This window comes from Streptomyces pratensis, assembly GCF_016804005.1.
GTDB classification, from domain to species: domain Bacteria; phylum Actinomycetota; class Actinomycetes; order Streptomycetales; family Streptomycetaceae; genus Streptomyces; species Streptomyces pratensis_A.
In genome coordinates this window covers 2063263-2084002 of record NZ_CP051486.1, presented here as the reverse complement: position 1 = coordinate 2084002, position 20740 = coordinate 2063263, and the positions used below count along the sequence as shown (strand labels likewise).

The 20740-nt window shown below is 68.8% G+C and carries 17 protein-coding genes and 1 pseudogene; 7 read left to right on the top strand and 11 right to left on the bottom strand.

All coding sequences use genetic code 11. From position 1 onward, the window contains the following. Positions 1-19: 19 nt before the first annotated feature. From HED23_RS09245 to HED23_RS09235, 3 genes are all read right to left on the bottom strand, one after another. Positions 20-1204, bottom strand: a complete 1185-nt coding sequence (locus tag HED23_RS09245) for a zinc-dependent alcohol dehydrogenase (protein ID WP_203182921.1) — start codon at positions 1202-1204, stop codon at positions 20-22. 557 nt (positions 1205-1761) lie between these two features. Next, complete coding sequence (locus HED23_RS09240; RefSeq protein ID WP_203187415.1) at positions 1762-2298, bottom strand: isochorismatase family cysteine hydrolase; 537 nt, start codon at positions 2296-2298, stop codon at positions 1762-1764. A 102-nt stretch (positions 2299-2400) separates the two neighbouring features. Next, a complete protein-coding gene (locus HED23_RS09235; protein WP_203182920.1) occupies positions 2401-3282 on the bottom strand; it encodes an SDR family oxidoreductase in 882 nt (293 codons plus the stop codon). Between the two features lie 660 nt (positions 3283-3942). Between HED23_RS09235 and HED23_RS09230 the strand changes: the two genes are divergently transcribed. Continuing rightward, positions 3943-5147, top strand: a protein-coding gene (locus tag HED23_RS09230; RefSeq protein WP_203182919.1) for an IS3 family transposase whose coding sequence is annotated in 2 segments (ribosomal slippage) — positions 3943-4234 and positions 4234-5147 — 1206 coding nt in all. Because the reading frame shifts where the segments join, the coding sequence is not laid out codon by codon here. Between the two features lie 416 nt (positions 5148-5563). On the opposite strand, the pseudogene HED23_RS09225 reads toward HED23_RS09230, so the two are convergent. Then, positions 5564-5779 (bottom strand): annotated as a pseudogene (locus HED23_RS09225) (transporter); the annotation flags it as partial. A 386-nt stretch (positions 5780-6165) separates the two neighbouring features. Further along, positions 6166-6639 carry a winged helix-turn-helix transcriptional regulator gene (locus tag HED23_RS09220; RefSeq protein ID WP_203182918.1) on the bottom strand — a complete coding sequence of 158 codons (474 nt, stop codon included), beginning with the start codon at positions 6637-6639 and terminating at the stop codon, positions 6166-6168. A 101-nt stretch (positions 6640-6740) separates the two neighbouring features. Between HED23_RS09220 and HED23_RS09215 the strand changes: the two genes are divergently transcribed. Beyond that, positions 6741-7232 carry a PaaI family thioesterase gene (locus HED23_RS09215; protein ID WP_203182917.1) on the top strand — a complete coding sequence of 164 codons (492 nt, stop codon included), beginning with the start codon at positions 6741-6743 and terminating at the stop codon, positions 7230-7232. Positions 7233-7340: 108 nt separating this feature from the next. On the opposite strand, the gene HED23_RS09210 is transcribed toward HED23_RS09215, so the two are convergent. The 3 genes from HED23_RS09210 to HED23_RS09200 all read right to left on the bottom strand — a co-directional run bounded on the left by HED23_RS09210 (position 7341) and on the right by HED23_RS09200 (position 10878). Beyond that, a complete protein-coding gene (locus HED23_RS09210; protein ID WP_203182916.1) occupies positions 7341-8252 on the bottom strand; it encodes an alpha/beta hydrolase in 912 nt (303 codons plus the stop codon). Between the two features lie 47 nt (positions 8253-8299). After that, positions 8300-9703, bottom strand: coding sequence for a dihydrolipoyl dehydrogenase (gene lpdA, locus HED23_RS09205; RefSeq protein WP_203182915.1), 1404 nt, complete (start codon positions 9701-9703; stop codon positions 8300-8302). Between the two features lie 89 nt (positions 9704-9792). Then, positions 9793-10878 (bottom strand): alkene reductase, encoded by a 1086-nt coding sequence (locus HED23_RS09200; protein ID WP_203182914.1) that lies wholly within the window; start codon positions 10876-10878, stop codon positions 9793-9795. 181 nt (positions 10879-11059) lie between these two features. Here HED23_RS09200 and HED23_RS09195 point away from each other — a divergent pair, with 181 nt between their 5' ends. After that, positions 11060-11662, top strand: a complete 603-nt coding sequence (locus HED23_RS09195; protein WP_203182913.1) for a TetR/AcrR family transcriptional regulator — start codon at positions 11060-11062, stop codon at positions 11660-11662. Between the two features lie 167 nt (positions 11663-11829). Here the strand turns inward: HED23_RS09195 and HED23_RS09190 are convergent, their stop codons facing one another. Continuing rightward, complete coding sequence (locus HED23_RS09190) at positions 11830-12390, bottom strand: TetR/AcrR family transcriptional regulator (protein ID WP_203182912.1); 561 nt, start codon at positions 12388-12390, stop codon at positions 11830-11832. A gap of 115 nt (positions 12391-12505) precedes the next feature. Between HED23_RS09190 and HED23_RS09185 the strand changes: the two genes are divergently transcribed. The 4 genes from HED23_RS09185 (at position 12506) to HED23_RS09170 (ending at position 16347) form a co-directional block, all read left to right on the top strand. Continuing rightward, the gene (locus HED23_RS09185) at positions 12506-13198 is read left to right on the top strand and encodes an SDR family oxidoreductase (RefSeq protein WP_203182911.1); all 693 of its coding nucleotides are present in this window, start codon (positions 12506-12508) and stop codon (positions 13196-13198) included. A gap of 58 nt (positions 13199-13256) precedes the next feature. Next, positions 13257-14312 carry an aldo/keto reductase gene (locus tag HED23_RS09180; protein WP_203182910.1) on the top strand — a complete coding sequence of 352 codons (1056 nt, stop codon included), beginning with the start codon at positions 13257-13259 and terminating at the stop codon, positions 14310-14312. Between the two features lie 144 nt (positions 14313-14456). Further along, positions 14457-15482, top strand: a complete 1026-nt coding sequence (locus HED23_RS09175) for an NADP-dependent oxidoreductase (RefSeq protein ID WP_203182909.1) — start codon at positions 14457-14459, stop codon at positions 15480-15482. Next, positions 15475-16347, top strand: a complete 873-nt coding sequence (locus HED23_RS09170; protein ID WP_203182908.1) for an alpha/beta fold hydrolase — start codon at positions 15475-15477, stop codon at positions 16345-16347. Before HED23_RS09175 ends, HED23_RS09170 begins: the two co-directional genes overlap by 8 nt. A 479-nt stretch (positions 16348-16826) precedes the next feature. On the opposite strand, the gene HED23_RS09165 is transcribed toward HED23_RS09170, so the two are convergent. Together HED23_RS09165 and HED23_RS09160 are read right to left on the bottom strand one after the other, a co-directional pair. Next, a complete protein-coding gene (locus tag HED23_RS09165; protein ID WP_203182907.1) occupies positions 16827-18185 on the bottom strand; it encodes a class I SAM-dependent RNA methyltransferase in 1359 nt (452 codons plus the stop codon). A 112-nt stretch (positions 18186-18297) separates the two neighbouring features. Continuing rightward, positions 18298-20379, bottom strand: a complete 2082-nt coding sequence (locus tag HED23_RS09160) for an APC family permease (RefSeq protein ID WP_203182906.1) — start codon at positions 20377-20379, stop codon at positions 18298-18300. Positions 20380-20740: the final 361 nt, after the last annotated feature.

The window sequence follows — 20740 nt, the reverse complement described above, 5'->3', positions numbered from 1 at the left end:
CCGATGGGCCGACCCGGACTCAGGGCTTGAGCAGCGTCTTGATCATTCCGTCTTCCTTGTCCTGGAACATCTGGTACGCCTTGGGGCCGTCTTCCAACGTCATGTGGTGGGTGGCGAAGGCATCGACGCCGAGCGGGTCCTCGTCGGTGAGCAGCGGCAGGAGGTCATCCACCCAGTGCTTCACATTGGCCTGCCCCATGCGGAGCTGGATCTGCTTGTCGAACATGGTCAGCAGCGGCATGGGGTCGACCGCGCCGCCGTAGACGCCGACCACCGAGACGGTCCCCCCGCGCCGGACGATGTCGATCGCCGCGTAGAGGGCGTTGAGCCGGTCGATGCCGGCGCGGTCCATGAGTTTCTCGGCCACGGCATCGGGCAGCAGGCCCACGCCCCATTGCGCCGCCTTGGCCAGGGGCGCCCCGTGGGCCTCCATTCCCACGGCGTCGATGACGGCGTCCGTGCCACGCCCGTCGGTCAGGTCGCGGACTTTGTCGCCCAGACCCTTGCCGTACCGGCGCAGGTCGAGGGCCTTGACCCCGTCCGCGTGTGCGCGGCTCAGCCGCTCGGGCACCAGGTCCACCCCCACGACCAGGCTCGCGCCCCGGTGCAGCGCCATCCGGGCGGCCATGGCGCCGATGGGTCCGAGCCCCAGGACGGTCACCGTCCCGCCGGGCGGAATGTCGGCGTACTCCACGGCCTGCCAGGCGGTGGGCAGGACGTCGGAGAGGAACACGAAACGATCGTCCGCTGGGCCTTCCGGCACCTTGATGGGCAAGGTGTTGCCGAACGGCACCCTCAGGAACTCTGCTTGCCCCCCGGGCACTTGACCGTAGAGCTTGCTGAAACCGAAAAGCGCCGCACCGGTGCCGCGCTCCTTGACCTGGGTTGTCTCGCACTGCGAATGCAGTCCACGGTCACACATGAAGCACTGCCCGCAGGAGACGTTGAACGGCACCACCACACGGTCGCCGGCCGACAGCTCGGTGACCTCTCGGCCGACCTCCTCGATGATTCCCATCGGTTCGTGCCCCAGGATGTCGCCGGGATCGAGGTAGGGCCCCAGGACCTCATACAGATGCAGATCGGATCCGCAGACACCCGTGGACGTCACCCGCACGATGACGTCGGTCGGATCCTTGAGCGCGGGGTCGGGGACTGTCTCCACACGGACATCACGCTTGCCGTGCCAGGTGAGTGCACGCATCAGGGTCTCCTCCGGTAGCAGTGACGCTTGGTCTCCTGCGGGTCTCCCGTGAGGGCGACACTATGCGTACGCACGGCCTGTGCCAGCGGTCGATCCACAAGCGCAAGGGGCAAGCCACACGCCCTGGCTCGCCCGCACATCCACCCTAGGCACAGCCTGGCGGAACCGCACCCGCGCGACCCTCGTGCTGTCCGCGCCGCCGCACATGGAGGCTTTCCGGCTCCCAGTCACGGCCATACCCGGTAGCCCGATCGAGGAGCCGCTGGCGAGGACCGTGCGCCCGTTCGCCACCGCTCCGAGCAACGCCCAGGCGGTGATTTGGTTCGCGCTTACGACGGGCTTGCCGAGTCGTTCTTCGAGGCGGGGAAGCGTGGTGCAGCTGATGAACACGGCGTCGGCCCGCGGGTGATCTCCCCTGATGACCCCGGTAGGGGCCCCCGGTACAGGTCATCGTCCGCTGAACATGCGGCGGAATCCACCGGCGCAGCTCCTCCTGACGTATGAAGTCATAGGAGGCGACCACCCCGACTTGTCGCCCTTCCATAGTACGAGGGCATTCACAGCTTGACCTGATCCACGCTCGTGAGATCCGCGCCCATGTTGCGCTCCATCATCTGGAGCGCGGCGTTCGCCAGGTCGTCGTGGATAGCCGCGACAGCATCCTGGACGACGACCACGTCCAGATGCCTGATGTGGGCATCGAGTGCGGAGTACAGCACGCACTGCTCGGTGACCTGACCCGAGAGGATTACCTCTTGTACGCCCAGTTGGGAAAGGAGATACAACAGGGGCGTCTCGTAGAAGATCGAGTGCCGGGCCTTGATGACGAAGAGTGACTCCTCATCGGGTCGAAGCGGCTCGACCAGCTCGGCATGCTGACCGGCGAGTGCGGTTTCGACGATCTCTCCGTGGTGGGAGCGCCATTCGCCGAAGTTGTCGTTGGCGTAGATCACCGGAACGCCCGCGGCCCTGGCCCGCTCCAACAACCGGACGATGGCGGGCACGGCCTTGCGGACCCCGGGAAGGAGCAGGTCTGCGTCGGGGTGCTCGTACGTATTGATCATGTCGATGACGATGACCGCGCTTCTGCTCATGGACTGCTCGCCGCCCCGGGTACGTCGCCCGGACCGTAGCTCGACGTCTGGACCCACGCCACCGCCTCCTCCTTCGCACCGGCGCCCTGCGTCCCGAGCCGATCAAGGGAGGGGCGTGCCTCCGGTGGCGTTCATGATCTCCGCGGTGATGAAGCTCGCGTGCCCCGAAGCCAGGAACACATACGCGGGCGCCATCTCCGCAGGCTGAGCCGGCCGGCCCATCGGCGCCTGCTTGCCGAACTCCTTGGTGTCCGGCAGCGTCGCCGGGATCAGCGGCGTCCACACCGGCCCCGGAGCAACGGCGTTGACCCGGATGCCGTCCTCGACGAGCATCTGCGCGAGACCTTGTGTGAACGTCACGATGGCGCCCTTGGTCATGGCGTAGTCGAGCAGGTGAGGGCTCGGCTTGTATGCCTGCACCGACGTGGTGTTGATGATCGATCCACCTGAAGGAATGTGCGGCACGGCCATCTTGCACAGCCAGAACATGCCGTAGAGGTTCGTGCGCACCACCCGGTCGAACTGTTCCGTGGTGATGTCTCCGATGCCCTCAGGCTGGGACATCTGATACGCCGCGTTGTTCACCAGCACATCGATGCGCCCGAACTCCGCCACGGCCCGCTCGACGAGGCGACGGCACTGCTCCTCTTCCCGGATGTCGCACGGCACGGCCAGACCGCGGCGCCCCGCCTCCTCGACAAGGCGGGCTGTCTCCTTGGCATCCTCCGCCTCCTCGGGGAGGTACGTGAACAGCACGTCCGCGCCCTCGCGTGCGTATGCGAGAGCGACTGCCCGCCCGATGCCGGAGTCGCCGCCGGTCACCACCGCTGCGCGGTTCTGCAGCAGCCCGCTCCCCCGGTAGGAGTCCTCGCCGTGGTCAGGACGAGGGTCCATCGGACCGGTCCAGCCCGGCGGCTCCTGGTCCTGCTGCGCGAACTCCGGCTGCGGGTGCTTGGTCGTCGGGTCCTGCGGGGTCTCGCCCATCAGTACTGTTCCTTCCTCGGGTCCACTGTTTCCAGCTTGCGCCGCACCTGACGGAGGCGCGAACGCCCACCGCACGCCGTGAACGAACGGCATGGACGCACATGTCTACGCAGCATCGCGTTTCCCGTGATCCGCAGTTCCATACGTGCGGGGCGAGGCACTACACTCCGTTAACCTCCCCCATGGGCATTGCGCGACGCAGCCGTCAGCAGCGTGGGGGCGAGGCCCCGTCCTGGAACGGGGTGCCTCCACCCGCGCAGTGAGTCCCGCCCCAAGGGCCCGCGGTCGTGTCGGCTCGGCCACCGACCGAACGGCATCTTGTTCGGCTTCCGGGAAAGTCCTGGCCTCTACGCCCAGCGAAGGACGCCGCGCCCCACGCGCGTACCTCATACGCCTCGCGGCAAGCGGCTCGAAGAACGAACAGACGCCGGGCGCCGGGCAAAACCCTCGAAGCGCAGCACTGTCGACCGCGGCTGGCGAGCCCCGAGGCCCGGTCCTTGGCCTCGGGCTACAACTCGGCGGGGAATGCGGTCTTCACAACTACCTGGCGACGCGTCCGCGCCGCCACGGGGGTGACCGGCAACACCAGCGTCTGGGCCTTGACCCCGGATGTTGAACACACGAGACACTGGATCCTGAGGATCTGAGAACGGACATCTCGTGGTCATGAAGAACTACCCGCCACAGTTCAAGGCGGACGCGGTCGCGCTGTACGAGTCGCGGCCGGAAGCGACGATCAGGTCGGTCGCAGCCGATCTGGGGATCAACCCGGAGACCCTGCGGAACTGGGTGAGGGCAGCCGGGGTGAGCCGTCCCCGAGGGCGCCGGACGCAGGAACCGTCCCAGCCGTCGGCACCGCTGGAGGCCGAGAACGCCGACTTGCGGAAGAAGGTCCGTGAGCTGGAGGAGGAACGCGAGATTCTTCGGAAAGCGGCGAAGTATTTCGCCGGGGAGACGCGCTGGTGAACCGCTTCCAGTGTGTCGCCGACCTCCAGCGCCGTCACGGCGTGAAGCGGCTCTGCAGCATCCTCGGCGTGAGCCGCTCGAGCTTCTACTACTGGCGCCGGACGGCTGCGGACCGGGCCGCCCGGCAGGTGGCCGACGCCCGCCTGGCGGCCCGGATACGGGCGGTGCACCAGGAATCGGACGGCACCTACGGAGCCCCGAGGATCACCGCCGAGCTCCGCGAGGAGAACGGTGTCGCGGTCAACCACAAGCGCGTCGCCAGGATCATGCGGGCGTCCGGGATCGAAGGAGTCCGGTTGCGCCGCCGGCACCGCACCACTGTCCCCGACCCGGCCGCCGCCAAGGCCCGGGACCTGATCGGCCGCGACTTCACCGCAGGCCAGCCGAACACAAAGTACGTCGGCGACATCACCTACCTGCCCATCGAGGGCGGGAAGTTCTGCTACCTGGCGACCAACATCGACCTCGCATCACGCCGTCTGGCCGGCTGGGCTATCGCCGACCACATGCGCGCGGACCTCGTCACCGACGCCCTGGCCGCAGCGATCCGAACCCGCGGCAGCCTCGCCGGATCGATCATGCACACCGACCACGGAGCTCAGTACACGAGCAGGATTTTCGCCGAAGCCTGCAGGTCAGCAGGGGTGCGGCGAAGCATGAGCGCGGTCGGGTCCAGCGCGGACAACGCACTCGCCGAGTCCTTCAACGCGACCTTCAAACGCGAGACCCTGCAAGGACGAAAGAGCTGGCCGACCGAGCGCGAGGCCCGACTCGACGCCTTCCGATGGCTCCACCGCTACAACACCCGACGCCGACACTCCCGCCTCCGACAACGATCACCCATCGCCTTCGAGAACGCCCTCCACCGCACACCAACTACGCTGGCACAAGCCACATAACCCGTGTTCAGGATTCGGGGTCAAGGCCCACCGCCCCTACGGCCCGGCCCGCTGGGGCGTCGCCATCCGACTTCTTGATCGCTCGGTGCGACGCCACCAAGTCGGGTGCTCTACCTCGTGACCATCCGCTCCCACGCCGCCTTCCCAACCTGCGTAACGAAGCCGCCAACCGCGGACAGCGCGAGAAACAGGCCAGCGCGCAGGAAGAGGCGAACGAATCTTGCGTCAGGAGTAGACAGTCGATAGCCGCCGCCCATCGACCGCGCAACATAGCGCGGGATCGCCGGTTAGCCAAACCGGCGATCCCGCGCATCATTGATAGTCCACCGCCACGCCCCACCCGCACGTCGAAAGGCTTCGCCCTCACGACCACAGAACAGCCATGAAGCGGCCACGACCAAGAGGCCGGCAGGCGATCACGCTGCTGAGAAGCTCGCCCGGAACAGCTCCTGTGCCCGCTCCACATCCCGTGGGGTACGCAGCTGCACCTCCAGGTCGCCCGTCCCGTGGTGACCGAGCCCGGACACGTCCCGGGTGAATTCCGGTACGAGGTCGACGTCCTTCGGATCGACCTTCAGGTAGACCAGCACCTTGCTCCGCTGCGGCGGACACAGGCAAGCAAAGTTCCGCAGCAAGTTTGTTTTCGCAGAGACCGTGTCCCTCGCAGGTCGTGTCGCTTTGGGCTAGAGCCGAGCCTGTGGCGCGTGTCGCGCTAGGACGGAGCACGGTGTCCGATTCCCCGCTGTGGGTGTGGCGAACATCACGTCTCGCCGAACTCGCCGAACTCGGCGGCCGAGGAGAACTCTACGGGGCGTGAGGCGCCCGGGCGGTTGGTTTCGGTGCTGCCCGCTGATGCGTTGTCTGGTGTCAGGAGGTGCGGCAGGTTTCGCAGGCGCGTTCGGAAGCGCGGTCGCCCGTTCGGCGAACTTTCCGTCACGATCGCCCTCTTGAAAGCGGCCGGCATTTCGAGCACCAGGGCACTCTGCCATCGCCCGGCTGCCCGCCCGGGGCTAATGGCCTACGAGAGACGTCGCGCGCCTGACCCCAGTCGGACGGTGACGTCCTTGGAGGTCAAGGGGGTGCGCTCTGCGGAGCACTGGACGGTGACGTGGACCGGGGCGCCGCAGTCGGTGTGGGTCACGTCCAGGACGGGGCCCGGGCTCTCGGGGCCGACGGCGTGGGTCTCGCCCCACTGGCTGAGCGCCAGCAGGACGGGCCACAGGTCCCATCCTTTACGGGTCAGGTGGTACTCGTTACGGGAGCGGCGGCCGGGCTCCCGGTAGGCGACAGTCTCCAACACGCCGGCTGCGGTCAGCTTCCGTAGGCGGTCGCTGAGGACGGCCTCCGAGAGGCCGATATGACGGTGGAGGCTGTCGAAGCGGCGTACCCCGTTGACGGCGTCGCGCAGGATCAGCAGCGTCCATTTCTCCCCGACCACATCCAGCGCGCGCTGGATGGGGCAGTTCTCGGTGCTCACCTCAAGCCACTCCATCCGGTCATCGTAGAGCCCCTGGCTTCGTCGTTGACAGTCAGATGAGGGCGCAGCTAGCTTCACTTGGGAAAGCCAGATGATCAGAGGGAAGGCGCTGGGCTGTGGGGCGAACACGTACGTACAGCTGGGACGATCCGGCGATCCCGGCGCAGGCCGCTGCGGGCATGGCCGGTCTCGACTTTCTGCGCGAGGTACAGGCGGGGCGGCTTGCCGCGGCGCCGGTCGGCCGTACCCTCGACTTCGCCCTGGACGAGGTGGAGCACGGCAGGGCTGTCTTCTCCCTGGTGCCGGGCGAGGAGCACTACAACCCGATCGGCAGCATGCACGGCGGCGTCTTCGCCACGCTGCTCGACTCCGCGGCGGGCTGCGCCGTCCAGTCCACGCTCCCGCAGGGGATGGCGTACACCTCGCTCGATCTGACGGTGAAGTTCCTGCGGCCGGTCACCGTGGACACGGGCCGGGTGCGCGCCGTCGGCACGGTGATCAGCGGTGGTCGCCGGACCGCGCTCGCCCAGGCCCAGTTGGTCGACGCGGCGGACCGCCTGCTCGCGCACGCCACCAGCAGCTGCCTGCTCTTCCCGGTGCCCGCGTGACGTTCTGAGACAGCGAGGCACCGCGATGCCGGTGACCGTTAAACCGGTCGCCGGCATCGCGGTGTCCCGCTGTGGCGGCGGTCTTTCGGGCGTGCTCGGCTGCTGGGTTCAGGCGCCGAGGTGCTGGCGCAGCCACTGGCCCATCTGCTGGATGGCCTGGTCGGTCTCGGGTACGCGTCCGGCGCTGAGAATGAAAGAGTGCTGGCCTTCGGGCAGCGGGTGGACCTCAGAGGTGATCTTGTATTCGGCGAGGCGGCGGCCGAGCGCGGCGCCGTCGTCGGCGAGGGTCTCGTACTCGCCGTAGTGGACGGTGGTGGGCGGCAGGCCGGTCAGGTCGGCGTTCACGAGGCTGATCTGCGGGTCGGCGAAGTCCACGGCGGGGTCCTGGAGCCAGGCTGACCGGAAGAGTTCGAGTGTGGCCCTGCTGAGCATCTTGTCGTTGTCTTCGTTCGCGTCGACCGAAGGGTTCTGGATGGTGAGGTCGGTCCACGGTGACACGCTGACGATCGCGCCCGGGGTCGCCTCACCCTTCGCGAGCAGGCGCAGCGGGAGCATCACGGCGAGGGTGCCGCCGATGGAGTGGCCGGTGCTGCCGATGTTCTTCGGCTCGTAGCCCTGGGAGAGCAGCCAGCGGTAGGCGGTCTCGGCGTCGTCGAGCTGGGCGGGGTAGGGATGTTCGGGGGCCAGGCGGAAGTCCACGACCAGTGAGCGCACGCCGGCGGCCTTGGCGATGTGACCGGCAGCCTTGCGGTCGGAGTACATGGAGGCAGTGACGGATCCGCCGAAGTGGAAGTGGAGCAGCGCCTTGTCGGGGTCGGTGCCTTCGGGGATGGCCCACAGGGCGGGGACGCCGTCCGCGTCGACCTCGGCGTAGCTGATGCCTTCGGGTTCGGTCGAGGCGCGCTGGTAGGAGTCGATGATGTCGCGGACGACGGCGAGGTCGAGGCCGGGTACGCCCGACTTCGCGCTCGTGCGGGCCTGGAACTCCGCGAACTCGTGCTGCTGCCGGCTGACTGCCATGGTGGTGCTCCTTGCTCGGAACGGGTGGCGGCCGGCCGCCCGGGGGGTCAGAGGTTGATCATGTGGCCGGTGAGGCCGTGGAACGCTTCCTGGAGTGCTTCGCCGAGGGTGGGGTGCGTATGGACGTTGCGGGCGAGTTCGGCGGCGGTCAGGTCCCACTTCTGCGCGAGGGTGAGCTCGGGGAGAAGTTCCGCGACGTCCGCGCCGATCATGTGTCCGCCGAGGAGCTCGCCGTGCTTCGCGTCGGCGACGAGCTTCACGAAGCCGCCCGGTTCGCCGAGGCCGTGGGCCTTGCCGTTGGCGGTGAAGGGAAACTTGGCGACCAGTACGTCGTGGCCTTCTTCGCGGGCCTGCTGCTCGGTGAGCCCGAACGAGGCGACCTGCGGCTGGCTGAAGGTCGCGCGCGGCATCATCCGGTAGTCGCCCAACGGCATCGTCTCGGCTCCGGCGAGGGTCTCGGCGGCGACGACTCCCTGCGCCTCGGCGACGTGGGCGAGCTGGAGCTTGGCGGTGACGTCGCCGATCGCGTACAGGTGCGGCGCAGTGGTGCGCATGTGCTCGTCGATCGCGATGGCGCCCCGGTCGGTGAGGGTGACGCCGGTGTTCTCCAGGCCGTATCCGGCGGTGCGCGGTGCGAAGCCGACGGACATGAGGGCCTTGTCGGTACGGATCTCCGACCGCTTGCCGTCGGCCGCGGTGTAGGTGACCGTGACGGAGGTTCCCTCGTCCTTGACGGTTTCGACCTTGGTGGAGGTCAGGAGGGTGACGCCGAGCTTCTTGTACTGGCGAGTGATCTCCTTGGACACCTCGGCGTCCTCGTTGGGCAGGGCGCGGGCGAGGAATTCGAGGATCGTGACCTCGACGCCGTAGTTGCGCAGTACGTAGGCGAACTCCATGCCGATCGCCCCGGCGCCGACGATGACAATCGAGGCGGGCAGCTCGCGCGAGAGGATCTGGGTCTCGTAGGTGACGACGTTCTCGCTGAGCTCGACGCCGGGCAGCAGCTTCACGGTGGAGCCGGTGGCGATGATGGCGTCGTCGAAGGTGACCTTCTGTGTGCCGCCGGCGGTGAGTGCGACGTCGATGGTGCGGGCGTCGGTGAAGGTGCCGTGGCCGTCGATCTCGGTGATGGCGTTCTTCTTCATGAGGAAGTGCACGCCTTTGACCCGGCCGTCGGCGACCTGGCGGCTGCGGTCGTAGGCGGCGCCGTAGTCGAAGCTCACGTCGCCCGAGATGCCGAACTGCTTGGCCTGGTGGTGGAAGGTGTGGGCGAGTTCGGCGTTGCGCAGCAACGCCTTGGAGGGGATGCAGCCGACGTTCAGGCAGACGCCTCCCCAGTACTGCTTCTCGATGACGGCGACACTCTTGCCCAGCTGGGCGGCGCGGATCGCGGCGACGTACCCGCCGGGTCCTGCGCCGAGGACGACGACGTCGAAGTGCGTGCTGCTCACGGAGGATCCTTCCTGCTTTCGCTGTCCGACTTGTCCATCGTCCTGCCGGGCGCGCCGGGGCGCCCGGCAGGACGGTTCACGGGTAGAGGTCAGGCATGGGTCCCGGTGAGGGTGGGGTAGTCGGTGTATCCGGCCTCGCCGCCGCCGTACAGGGTGACCGGGTCGATCTCGTTGAGCGGGGCACCGGTGCGCAGGCGCTCGACGATGTCGGGGTTGGCCAGCGCGAAGCGGCCCAGCGGCGCGATGTCGGCGAGCCCTGCGTCGATGTCGTCGGCGATCTGCTCGCGGGTGCGGCCGTAGCGGACCACGAGCAGGGCGGTCGGCCACACCTCGCGGAAGGAGCGCAGTAGTTCGTCGTCGCCGACGTGGTGGACGTGCAGGTAGGCGAGGTTCAGGGGCGCCAGCTCGCCGACCAGGTGGCGGTACTGCTTGCGGACGGCCTCGATGTCGCCCTCGTCGATCCCGCCCAGCGGCATGGAGGGGGACAGGCGGATGCCGACCCGGTCCGCGCCGATCTCCTCGGCCACCGCCCGGGCGACCTCGACGACGAGGCGGGAGCGGTTGTCGACCGAGCCGCCGTAGGTGTCGGTGCGGTGGTTGGCGTTCGGGGAGAGGAACTGGTGCAGCAGGTAGCCGTTGGCGCCGTGGATCTCCACCCCGTCCGCGCCGGCGGCTATCGCGGAGGCGGCGGCGTGCCGGAAGTCCGCGATGGTGGTCTGGATGTCCTGGATGCTCAGCTCGCGCGGGACCGGGGTCTTCTTCGGGCCGGTCGCGGTGAAGATGTCCTGGTCGGCGGAGATCGCGGAGGGGGCGACCGGCTGGCGGTGGTGCGGGGTGTTGTCCGGGTGGGACATGCGTCCGACGTGCATCAGCTGGATGAACAGTGTCCCGCCGCCCGCGTGAACGGCGTCGGCGACCTCGCGCCAGCCCGCGATCTGCTCGGGAGTGTGGATGCCCGGCGTGTTCGGGTAGCCCTGGCCGTCGGCCGAGGGCTGGGTGCCCTCGGTGATGATCAGCCCGAGGGAGGCGCGCTGACCGTAGTAGGTGGCTGCAAGCGGGCCGGGCGTGCCGTCGGCGTTGGCCCGGCTGCGGGTCAGCGGTGCCATGGCGAGGCGGTGCGGGAGCTCGACACGGCCGAGCTTGAAGGGCTGCCAGAGGGAGGAAGACGTGCTCATGGAATACGTGGTCCTTAAGGTCGAGCGTTGGATCGGTCGCCGGTGTCCGCTGTGAATCAAGAGGGACCGGGCGCGTGTCGTCGTGGGACGATGGCGGGAAAGCCGCATCTGATTCCCATCAGCAACGACTATACTCATAACTGAGTGCAGTCAGGATAAATTCCCCGAAAGGTTGTCCCGCATGCCAGGCGCTTCCCAGCCGGTTGGTCGGCGCGAGCGGAACAAGCAGCTCAAGCTCGACCGCATCACCGCCGCGGCCCACGAGCTGTTCGCCGAACGTGGTATCGACGAGGTCACCACCCAGCAGATCGCCGACAAGGCCGACATCGGCACCGGCACGCTCTTCCTCTACGCCAAGACCAAGGGCGAGCTCCTCCTGCTCGTTCAGAACTCCCTCTACGCCGAAGCTCTCGAACGAGGCCGGGCGGACGCCGAGAGCATCCCGGACACGCTGGACGCTGTGATGGCGATCGTCCGGCCGGTCGTCGAATGCAACCGGACCCAGGTCGACAACGGGCGCGTCTACCTGCGCGAGATGGTCTTCGGCGACCCCGCCGAACCCCACCACCGCGAGGCCCTCGCCATCACCGGGCGGACCGAGAAGGCCGTGGCCGCCGTGCTGTGCCGGGACGCACGGGTCAGCGAGGCGGACGCGGCGACGACGGCGCGCGTGGTGTCCGCCGTGATGTTCCTCGCGATGGCGGCCAGTGTGAACGTTGCCGCGAGCGTCGATGAGATCGCGCGCGATATCCGGGAGCAGATCGCAGTCCTGCTGACACGTTGACGTCGGTTGCGCAGCCGACACTTCGCGGGCATGCGGCCCGGAACCGACTCGCGCACGGTGGGGTCGGTGCGCCAGGCGCCGGCGGCCTTCCCTCAACGCCTCCGCCCGGCCGCGGAGCCCTCGGCGCCCACGCGCGCGGTCGACGTACACCCGCACCGCGCCCTCGATCAGACCGCTTCGGTCAAGGCTGCGTGCGCGGCGGTGAGGATCTCTCCGGAGAGCGGGGAGCCGTTGGTGGCCCGGGACAGGACCAGCGCTCCGAACAGGGTGCAGAGGCGGACGATGCCGTCCTGGTCGTCGGTGGCGAGGAAATCGGCGAAGTCGGCCACCCCCTCGGTGTAGACGCGACGGGCCTCGCGTCCCCCGCCTTCGCGCGCGATGTCGGTGGCGAGGGCTGCGACCGGACAGCCATCCGCCGGGCCGTCGCGGTGCTCGACGGAGAGGTAGGTGTCGATCAGCACCTGCTGGGCGGCGTCGCGCCGCCCTTCATACCGCTCAAGTCCCTCGGTGTAGCGCCGGGCGAGCTCGGCGAAGGCATGGGCTGTGGCCTCGTCGACGAGCGCCTCCTTGGAGGCGAACTGCTTGTAGAACGCGCCGTGGGTCAGGCCGGCCGCCTTCATCAGGTCGGCGACGCTGACCTGCGTGCCCTGCTCCCGGAACAGCCGGGATGCGGTGTCCACCACCCGCCTGCGATTTTCCTCCGCCTGCGCCTGCGATACGCGACCCATGGCCACCTCCCGTTTTGGATGTCGACTGGCATCTATCGTAGACCCGTGTTTAGATTGTACGCATAATCTAATTTGCTGCGGGTTCCGACGGTGCCCGCCAGGACCAGGAGTGAGCATGGAACTGAAGAACGCGGTCGCGGTCGTCACCGGCGCCAACCGAGGGCTCGGGCGGCATCTCGCAGCCCAGCTCGTCGAGCGTGGCGCAAAGGTGTACGGCGCGGCCCGCCGTCCCGAGACGATCGACGTGCCGGGCGTCATCCCACTGCGGCTGGACGTCACGGACGAGGCGTCGATACGGGAGTCCGCCCGCATCGCGTCGGATGCGACCCTGCTGATCAACAACGCGGGCGTCTCCACCGGCGCGACGCTTGTCGGAGGCGGCCTGGACGAGGTCCGCCAGGAAATGGAGACCAACTTCTTCGGCCCGCTCGCCGCGACCCGCGCTTTCGCCCCCGTCATCGAAGGCAACGGCGGCGGCGCCGTACTCAACGTCCTGTCCGCCCTGTCGTGGTTCCACCCGGCAGGACTCGGCTCCTACGCGGCATCCAAGGCCGCCGCCTGGGCACTGAGCGACGCGACCCGCGAGGAGCTGGCACCGCGCGGGATCACCGTCTCGGCGCTGCACGTCGGCTACATGGACACCGACATGGCCGCCGGCGTGCCCGCCGACCAGAAGGTCGCCGCCGCCGACGTCGCGGCCCAGGCCCTGCACGGCATCGAGACCGGCCTGCCCGAGATCCTCGCCGACGAGGTCAGCCGGTACGTCAAGCAGAGCCTGTCCGCCGCACTCCAACCGACCGCGGGCTGACGCTCACCCCCTCCGCCCCGACGCGACCGCCTTCCCACCCCTCACGCGAGGACATCTCATGCGTTACACGACCTTCGGACACCGGACCGGACTGCGCGTTTCCGAGTACGCACTCGGCACCGCCAACTTCGGCACCGGCTGGGGCGCCGGAGCCGAGCCGGACGAGGCGCGCCGGATCTTCGACCGGTTCGCCGAAGCCGGCGGCACCTTCCTCGACAGCGCGGACGGCTACCAGTTCGGCGAGTCGGAGGAACTGACCGGAAAACTGATCTCCGCCGACCGCGACCACTTCGTCCTGGCCACGAAGTTCACCCTCGGCGCCGCCCCGCAGCCGGACATTTCCAAGACCGGCAACAGCCGCAAGAACATGGTTGCCTCCGTAGAGGCCAGCCTGAAGCGCCTGGACACCGACTACATCGACCTGCTCTGGGTGCACTTCCCCGACGAGCTCACTCCGATGGAGGAACTCCTGCGCGGACTCGACGACCTGGTAAGCGCCGGCAAGATCCACCACGCCGCACTGTCCAACTTCCCCGCCTGGCGCGTCTCGCGCGCGGTGACCCTCGCCGATCTGAGGAACCAGGCCCCGATCATCGGCATCCAGCACGAGTACAGCCTCGTCGAGCGCACCGCCGACCGTGAGCTCCTGCCCATGGCCGAGAGCCTCGGGCTCGGGGCCGCCCTGTGGTCCCCGCTCGGCGGCGGGCTGCTCACCGGCAAGTACCGCGGCTCCGCCGAGGGGCGCCTGAGCGACCTGGGCATGGTCATCCACACCGAGAGCACTGGCCAGAAGACCGCCGTCGTCGACACCGTCCTGGCCATCGCCGAGGAGACCGGCGTGGCGCCCGCCCAGGTGGCGGTGGCCTGGGTGCGAGAGCGCGCCGCACGCTCCACGGCCACCCTCGTCCCGATCATCGGCCCGCGCAACCTCTCTCAGGTCGACAGCTACCTCGACGCCCTCGACGTCCAGCTGACCGACGCGCAGTACACCCGCCTGACCGAGGTCAGCGCGGTACCGCTCGGCGCGCCCCACGACGGGATCGCCGCTTCCCTGGATCGCCTCCAGGGAGGTGCCGCCGACCGGATCACTGCCCCGGTCGTGCCGGTGGCCTGATGGTGAACGCGACTCAGGGCACAATGCGTCCGCGCCGTAGCCAGTAAAACGACACAAACTGGTTCGAGAGGTACGGCGGCCATCCGGGATGCCCCCGCCGCCGAGATACCCGATCCCCCAGAAACACTTTGCCAGGAGTGCCCCGTGAAAGCCTTCGTCGTCGAGAAGTACGGCTCCCCCTTGCGTCAGGTCGAGATGCCCGTACCGGTCCCCGCCCCCCACGAGGTGCTCGTGCGCATGGTCGCGTCGGGCGTCAACCACGCCGACGAGCGGCTCCGCACCGGCGAGTTCAAGGCAATCTTCCCGGTCCGGCTGCCCAAAGTCATGGGCGGTGAGCTCTCCGGCGAGGTCGTCGAGGCCGGCTCCGCGGTACGCGACATCGCCGTGGGCGACCACGTGTACGGCTATGTCGATCTGGCGGCCACGGGCACCTTGTCCGAGTTCGTCGCGGTCGACGCCGCCACGATGACACCCGTACCCAGGTCGGTGAGCCTGGTCGAGGCCGCGGGGCTCCCCGTCGTCGCGCTCACGGCCTGGCAGGCCCTCATCGAGATGGGCAAGGTGAAGCCCGGCCAGACCGTCCTCATCCACGGCGGCACCGGCGGCGTGGGATCGGTCGCGATCCAGCTCGCCAAGCACCTGGGCTGCACCGTCGCCACCACCGTCTCGACGGCGAACATCGCAGCCGCACGAGAGCTCGGTGCCGACATCGTCATCGACTACCGCCACGACGACCTCGCGCAGAGCCTCGCCGGCACGCCCGTCGACCTCGTCCTCGACACCCAGGGCGGAGCCACGCTGCAGGCTTCCCTCGGCGTTGTGCGCCCAGGCGGCACCGTCATCGGCATCACGGGCCCGCCCGACCCGGCCTTCGCGCGGCGCGTCGGCGTCAACCCGATCGTCCGGCTCGCCATCCGGGCCCTGAGCGCCCGGACCCGACGCCGGGCACGCGCACTCGGGGTCACCTACCGCTTCCTGTTCATCACACCCGACAGCGCCGCGCTGCGCCAGGTAGCCGGGCTGGTCGACGACGGGGTGCTGCGCCCGATCATCGACCGGGTGCTCCCATTCGACCAGACCCCGCGGGCTCTCAACGAGGCGCTCGCCGGCGGCACACGCGGCAAGGTCCTGGTCACCACCGACCCGAAGGCGGTGACCACCCGTGGCTGAGTCCAACGCCCTTCCCCGCCCGACCACGTGGGCCACGGCGCCCAACCGCCGCATCGTCGTAGGTTCGAACACGCTCGTCTACCGCGACCTCGGCCCCCAGAACGGCGTCCCGCTGGTCCTGCTCACTCACCTGGGCGCCACGCTCGACGAGTGGGATCCACGATTTGTCGACGCGCTCGCCCGCGACCGCCGCATCGTCGCGCTCGACCTCCCCGGGGTCGGCGGATCCACCGGCCGTATCCCGGGCACCATCGCCGCGATGGCGCGTGCGGCGGAGGGATTCGTAGCCGCCCTCGGCCTGACCCAGATAGACCTGCTCGGATTCTCGCTCGGCGGCTTCGTCGCCCAGCAGGTGGCCCTCGATGCGCGGGGACTCGTGCGCCGCCTCGTCCTGGCCGGAACCGGCCCCGCCGGGGGAGCCGGAATCGACCGTCCGACAGGCGGAGCCTACGTCTACTGGGACATGGCCCGCGCCGCGATCGCCCGCACCGATGCCAAGGAGTTCCTGTTCTTTCCCCGCACTCCAGCGGGCAAGGCGGCAGCCAATGCCTACCTCGCGCGCTTGCGCGAGCGCGTCATGGATCGTGACACCCCCATCACACTGTCGTCCTTCCACCGCCAGATCACCACCATCCGGGGCTGGGGCCAGGCTGAACCGCAGGACCTCTCCCGCATCAGTGCCCCGACGCTCATCGCCAACGGCGACCACGACCGCATGGTCCCCAGCGAGCTGTCCCACGACATGCACGCCCGCATTCCCGGCAGCACGCTGATCATCTACCCAGGGGCCGGGCACGGCGGTGTCTTCCAACACGTCGACGAGTTCGTCGACGCCGTGCGAGCCCACCTCGACACCGACAGCTGACATCGGCTCCTCCGCCCGCACCCTCGCCCCGGCAGACCTCGCCCCCGCCGGGCCGGGGCGAGGTCTGTACGACCGCGCTTCGAGGCGACGGCCCAGGATTGGACCAGCCTCTACGCCCAGCCTTAAAATCCGCTCAATGGTTCACCGTTGATGCCGGAAATGCCCGAGCCCCGGGCCGAGGACCTCAAGCCGTACATGCACGGCTTGAGCCCATACGGACCCACCTACTGAGCGCCCGCCCGACTGCCAGCCGCGATACCGCGCCTGGCAGCGCGCCCCGCCGCCGCAATCAGCGACGGCGGAACGGACCGCTTCCCTTCAAGTCTCCATAAAGTCAGACCTCGGAAACTACATCCAGTACCCAGCGCGACCTGCACGATCACCTGCCTGACACCCAGTCAGAACGAGCGTCATTTCAGCGTCAAGATATCGCCCGTAACGCCCACAACGCACATAATGTACATCGGGAAACCTGCAGGTCAGGCGCCCTTCACGACCGGCTCAAGGATCGCGACGCACTCGACATGGTGGGTCATCGGGAACAGGTCGAACGCCCGCAGCGTCCGCACCTTGTACCCCCCGTCCCGGAAGTACGCCAGGTCCCGCGCCAGCGCCGCCGGGTCGCAGGCCACGTACGCGATACGCCGTGCGCCCAGGGCGGCCAGCTGCTTGACCGTCGCCTTGCCCGCTCCCGCGCGCGGCGGGTCCAGGACGATCAGGTCGCATTCCGTGATGCCCGTGCGCGGCAGTACCTGGTCGACCTTGCCGTGCTCGATGCGGACCCGGTCCAGGTCCTTCAGGTTGTGACGGGCGTCCTCGACCGCGCGCTTGCCGGACTCGATGCCCAGCACCGCGCCCTTCTCGCCGATCCGCTGGCCGATGGCGCCCGCGAACAGCCCGACGCCGCAGTAGAGGTCGAGCGCCGTGTCGTTCTTGCGGGGCAGCAGGCCCTGCATGACCGCGCGGACCAGGGTGTCGGCCGCCTGCGGGTGGACCTGCCAGAAGCCGCCCGAGCCGACGCGGTACGTACGGTCGTCGGCGCGCTCGCGGACGAAGGCACGGCCGTGGACGCGGTGGACGCCGCCGTCCTTCTCGTCGACGCGCATCACGGAGACGGGCTTGTCCAGCTCGACCAGGGGCAGCCGGCCGCCCTCTCGCGGGGTGAGGATGACCTGGCGGTCGTGGGAGCCGGTGGCCGAGATGGCCTCGACCGTGGCCATCTGCGGCCAGTCCTGCTTCTCGATCCCGAGCTCGGAGACGCCGGGGGCCGCGATCAGGCACTCGTCGATGACCTCGACATCGTGCGAGCGGTGCTTGCGCAGCCCGACCCGGCCGTCCGCGTCGATGGCGTACTGCACACGCGTGCGCCACGCGGGGACCTGGCCCGGCGGGAGCTTGTCGCCCTCGGCCGGCATGACCGTTCCGTCCCAGCCGGCCTCCTCGGGCGTGAGGCCCGCAAGGCGCTGGAGCTGCTCGGCGATCACTTCGCCCTTGAGGCGGCGCTGGGCGCCGGGCTTGGCGTGCTGCCAGTCGCAGCCGCCGCACTTGCCGGGGCCGGCGTACGGGCACGGGGCCTCGACCCGGTCCTTGGAGGCCTCGACGACCGTGACCGCGTCGGCTCGGAGGAAGCGCGAGTCGCTCTCACCCTCGGTGACCCGGGCGACGACCTTCTCGCCGGGGAGGGTGTGGCGCACGAAGAGCACCTGGCCCTCGTCGGTGCGCGCGATGCAGTGGCCGCCGTGGGCGACGGGGCCGACCTCGACCTCGTACTCCCGGCCGACGAGCGACTCCGCGTTCTGCTGCTCCCCGGTCTGCGACGAGGTGGATTCGTTCTGCATGAGGGGGTGGCTCCAGAGATGAGGGAAAGGGAGAGCGGCGAAGCGGCCGGACAACAACCTACGAGTCTACGTGGGTGTCGGCCGACCGCTTACCACGAACGGAATGCCCGCGTCAGCTCTTGTTGCCGGGCTCCTTGTTACCCGGCCCCTTGTTGCCGGGCTCCCTGTGGTGCCGCCGTTCGACGGGGCCTCGGCGGACCGCACCCGGGGCGTTCCAGTCCGCACGCCTCCGGGCCCGCACCTTCGCGGCCTCGGAGGACTCCAGCTGGTAGGGCACCGAGGTCACCATCACGCCCGGCGTGAAGAGGAGCCTCCCCTTGAGCCGCAGCGCGCTCTGGTTGTGCAGCAGGTGTTCGTACCAGTGGCCGACCACGTATTCGGGGATGTAGACGCTGACCACGTCGCGCGGGCGGTCCTTGCGCAGGCCCTTGACGTACTCGATGACCGGCCGGGTCACCTCGCGGTAGGGCGAGTCCAGGATCTTCAGCGGAATGTCGATGCCTCGGCGCTCCCAGTCCTCCCTGAGCGCCTTCGTCTCCTCGTGGTCGACGCTGATGGAAAGCGCCTCCAGCTGGTCGGACCGCACGAGCTTGGCGTACGCGAGGGCACGCAGCGTGGGCCGGTGGAGCTTGGAGACCAGGACGATCGAGTGGACGCGCGAGGGACGGACGGTGTCGTCGGACGGTGTCTCGGACGCGGCGATCTCTTCGGCGACCCGGTCGTAGTGCTTGCGGATCGCGGTCATCGTGCCGAAGAAGATCACCATGCCGAGCAGTGCGACCCAGGCGCCGTGGGTGAACTTGGTGGCCAGGACGACAACCAGCACCAGGCCGGTGAAGAACGCGCCGAACGTGTTGATCGCCCGGGAGCGGACCATGTGCCGGCGCTTCGCCGGGTCCTTCTCGGTGCGCAGGTGGCGGTTCCAGTGCCGCACCATTCCGGTCTGGCTGAGCGTGAAGGAGACGAAGACGCCGACGATGTAGAGCTGGATGAGCCGGGTCGAGTCGGCCCCGTAGATCCAGACCAGCAGGATCGCGGCACCTGCGAGCAGCACGATGCCGTTGGAGAAGGCGAGCCGGTCGCCTCGGGTGTGCAGCTGGCGGGGCAGGTACCGGTCCTGGGCGAGGATCGAGCCGAGCAGCGGGAAACCGTTGTACGCGGTGTTCGCGGCGAGGAAGAGCACGAGGGCGGTGGCCGCCGCCAGGAAGACGAAGAAGAACGTGCCCTCGCCGAACACCGCCGCGGCGACCTGGGAGATCACCGGGTCCTGGACGAAGTTCGCGCCGACCGCGACGCCGTTGTGGATGAGGTCCTTCGCGGGGTTCTCAGCCATCTTCACGTCGGTGGCCATGGCGAGGCCGATGATGCCGCAGAACATGGTGACGGCCAGCAGGCCCATGGCCGCGAGGGTGGTCGCGGCGTTCTTGCTCTTCGGCTTCCGGAAGGCGGGCACGCCGTTGCTGATCGCCTCGACGCCGGTGAGGGCGGCGCAGCCGGACGAGAAGGCGCGCAGGAGCAGGAAGACGAGGGCGAAGCCGGCCAGCCCCTGGTGCTCGGGCTTGATCTCGTAGTCCGAGGTCGGCGCGTGCATGGTGTCGCCGAGGACCAGTCCGCGGAACGCGCCCCAGGCGATCATCGCGAAGACGCCCGCCACGAAGAGGTACGTGGGAATGGCGAACAGCTTGCCGGACTCCTTGACGCCGCGCAGGTTCATCAGCGTCAGCAGCACGATGGCGCCTATGGCGCAGAACGTCTTGTGCTCGACGACGAAGGGGATGGCGGAGCCGAGGTTCTCGACACCCGAGGAGATCGACACCGCCACGGTGAGGACGTAGTCGACGAGGAGGGCGCTGGCGACGGTCAGGCCGGCCTTGCGGCCCAGGTTGGTGTTGGCGACCTCGTAGTCGCCGCCTCCGCTCGGGTACGCGCGGACGTTCTGCCTGTACGAGGCGACGACGGTGAACATCAGGACCACGACCGCCAGCGCGATCCACGGACTGAAGTGGTACGCCGACACGCCCGCGATGGACAGCACGAGGAGGACTTCTCCGGGTGCGTACGCAACGGAGGACAGCGGGTCGGATGCGAAGACGGGGAGCGCGATGCGCTTGGGGAGGAGTGTTTCCCCCAGCTTGTCGCTGCGCAGCGCCCGGCCGATCAGGATCCGTTTGGGCACGTCGGTCAGTTTGGACACGGTGAGGATCGTAAGCGCTGCTGGGACACGCCACCGAAGCACCACCCCCTCGATGCCCCGAAAACCTTCATAATTACCCGCCCTCACCGGAAAAGTCCATGGAATCCTTAACGAAATCCTTGCGGTGCGGACGGGCCGGGGCCCTCGTCATCCTTGCGGTACGGACGGGCCTGGGCCCTCGTCATCCTTGCGGTACGGACGGGCCTGAGCTTTCGTCGGCACGTGGGCCGCTCCCTCGTCGGCACGTGGGCCGCTCCCCCGTCGGCACATCGGCCGCTCCCCCTCCGCGCGGGCCGGCCGCTTCCCCGTCCGCCTGCCGTCAGCCTCCTCTTTTGCTCATCGGCCCGCGGGGTACGCACAC

Excerpts from the sequence above, each read along its gene's own strand:
- HED23_RS09190 (WP_203182912.1), bottom strand. The coding sequence starts at position 12,390 with ATGGGTCGCGTATCGCAGGCGCAGGCGGAGGAAAATCGCAGGCGGGTG.
- HED23_RS09220 (WP_203182918.1), bottom strand. The coding sequence starts at position 6,639 with ATGGAGTGGCTTGAGGTGAGCACCGAGAACTGCCCCATCCAGCGCGCG.
- HED23_RS09240 (WP_203187415.1), bottom strand. The coding sequence starts at position 2,298 with ATGAGCAGAAGCGCGGTCATCGTCATCGACATGATCAATACGTACGAG.
- HED23_RS09185 (WP_203182911.1), top strand. The coding sequence starts at position 12,506 with ATGGAACTGAAGAACGCGGTCGCGGTCGTCACCGGCGCCAACCGAGGG.
- HED23_RS09200 (WP_203182914.1), bottom strand. The coding sequence starts at position 10,878 with ATGAGCACGTCTTCCTCCCTCTGGCAGCCCTTCAAGCTCGGCCGTGTC.
- HED23_RS09180 (WP_203182910.1), top strand. The coding sequence starts at position 13,257 with ATGCGTTACACGACCTTCGGACACCGGACCGGACTGCGCGTTTCCGAG.
- HED23_RS09210 (WP_203182916.1), bottom strand. The coding sequence starts at position 8,252 with ATGGCAGTCAGCCGGCAGCAGCACGAGTTCGCGGAGTTCCAGGCCCGC.
- HED23_RS09195 (WP_203182913.1), top strand. The coding sequence starts at position 11,060 with ATGCCAGGCGCTTCCCAGCCGGTTGGTCGGCGCGAGCGGAACAAGCAG.
- HED23_RS09165 (WP_203182907.1), bottom strand. The coding sequence starts at position 18,185 with ATGCAGAACGAATCCACCTCGTCGCAGACCGGGGAGCAGCAGAACGCG.
- HED23_RS09245 (WP_203182921.1), bottom strand. The coding sequence starts at position 1,204 with ATGCGTGCACTCACCTGGCACGGCAAGCGTGATGTCCGTGTGGAGACA.
- HED23_RS09235 (WP_203182920.1), bottom strand. The coding sequence starts at position 3,282 with ATGGGCGAGACCCCGCAGGACCCGACGACCAAGCACCCGCAGCCGGAG.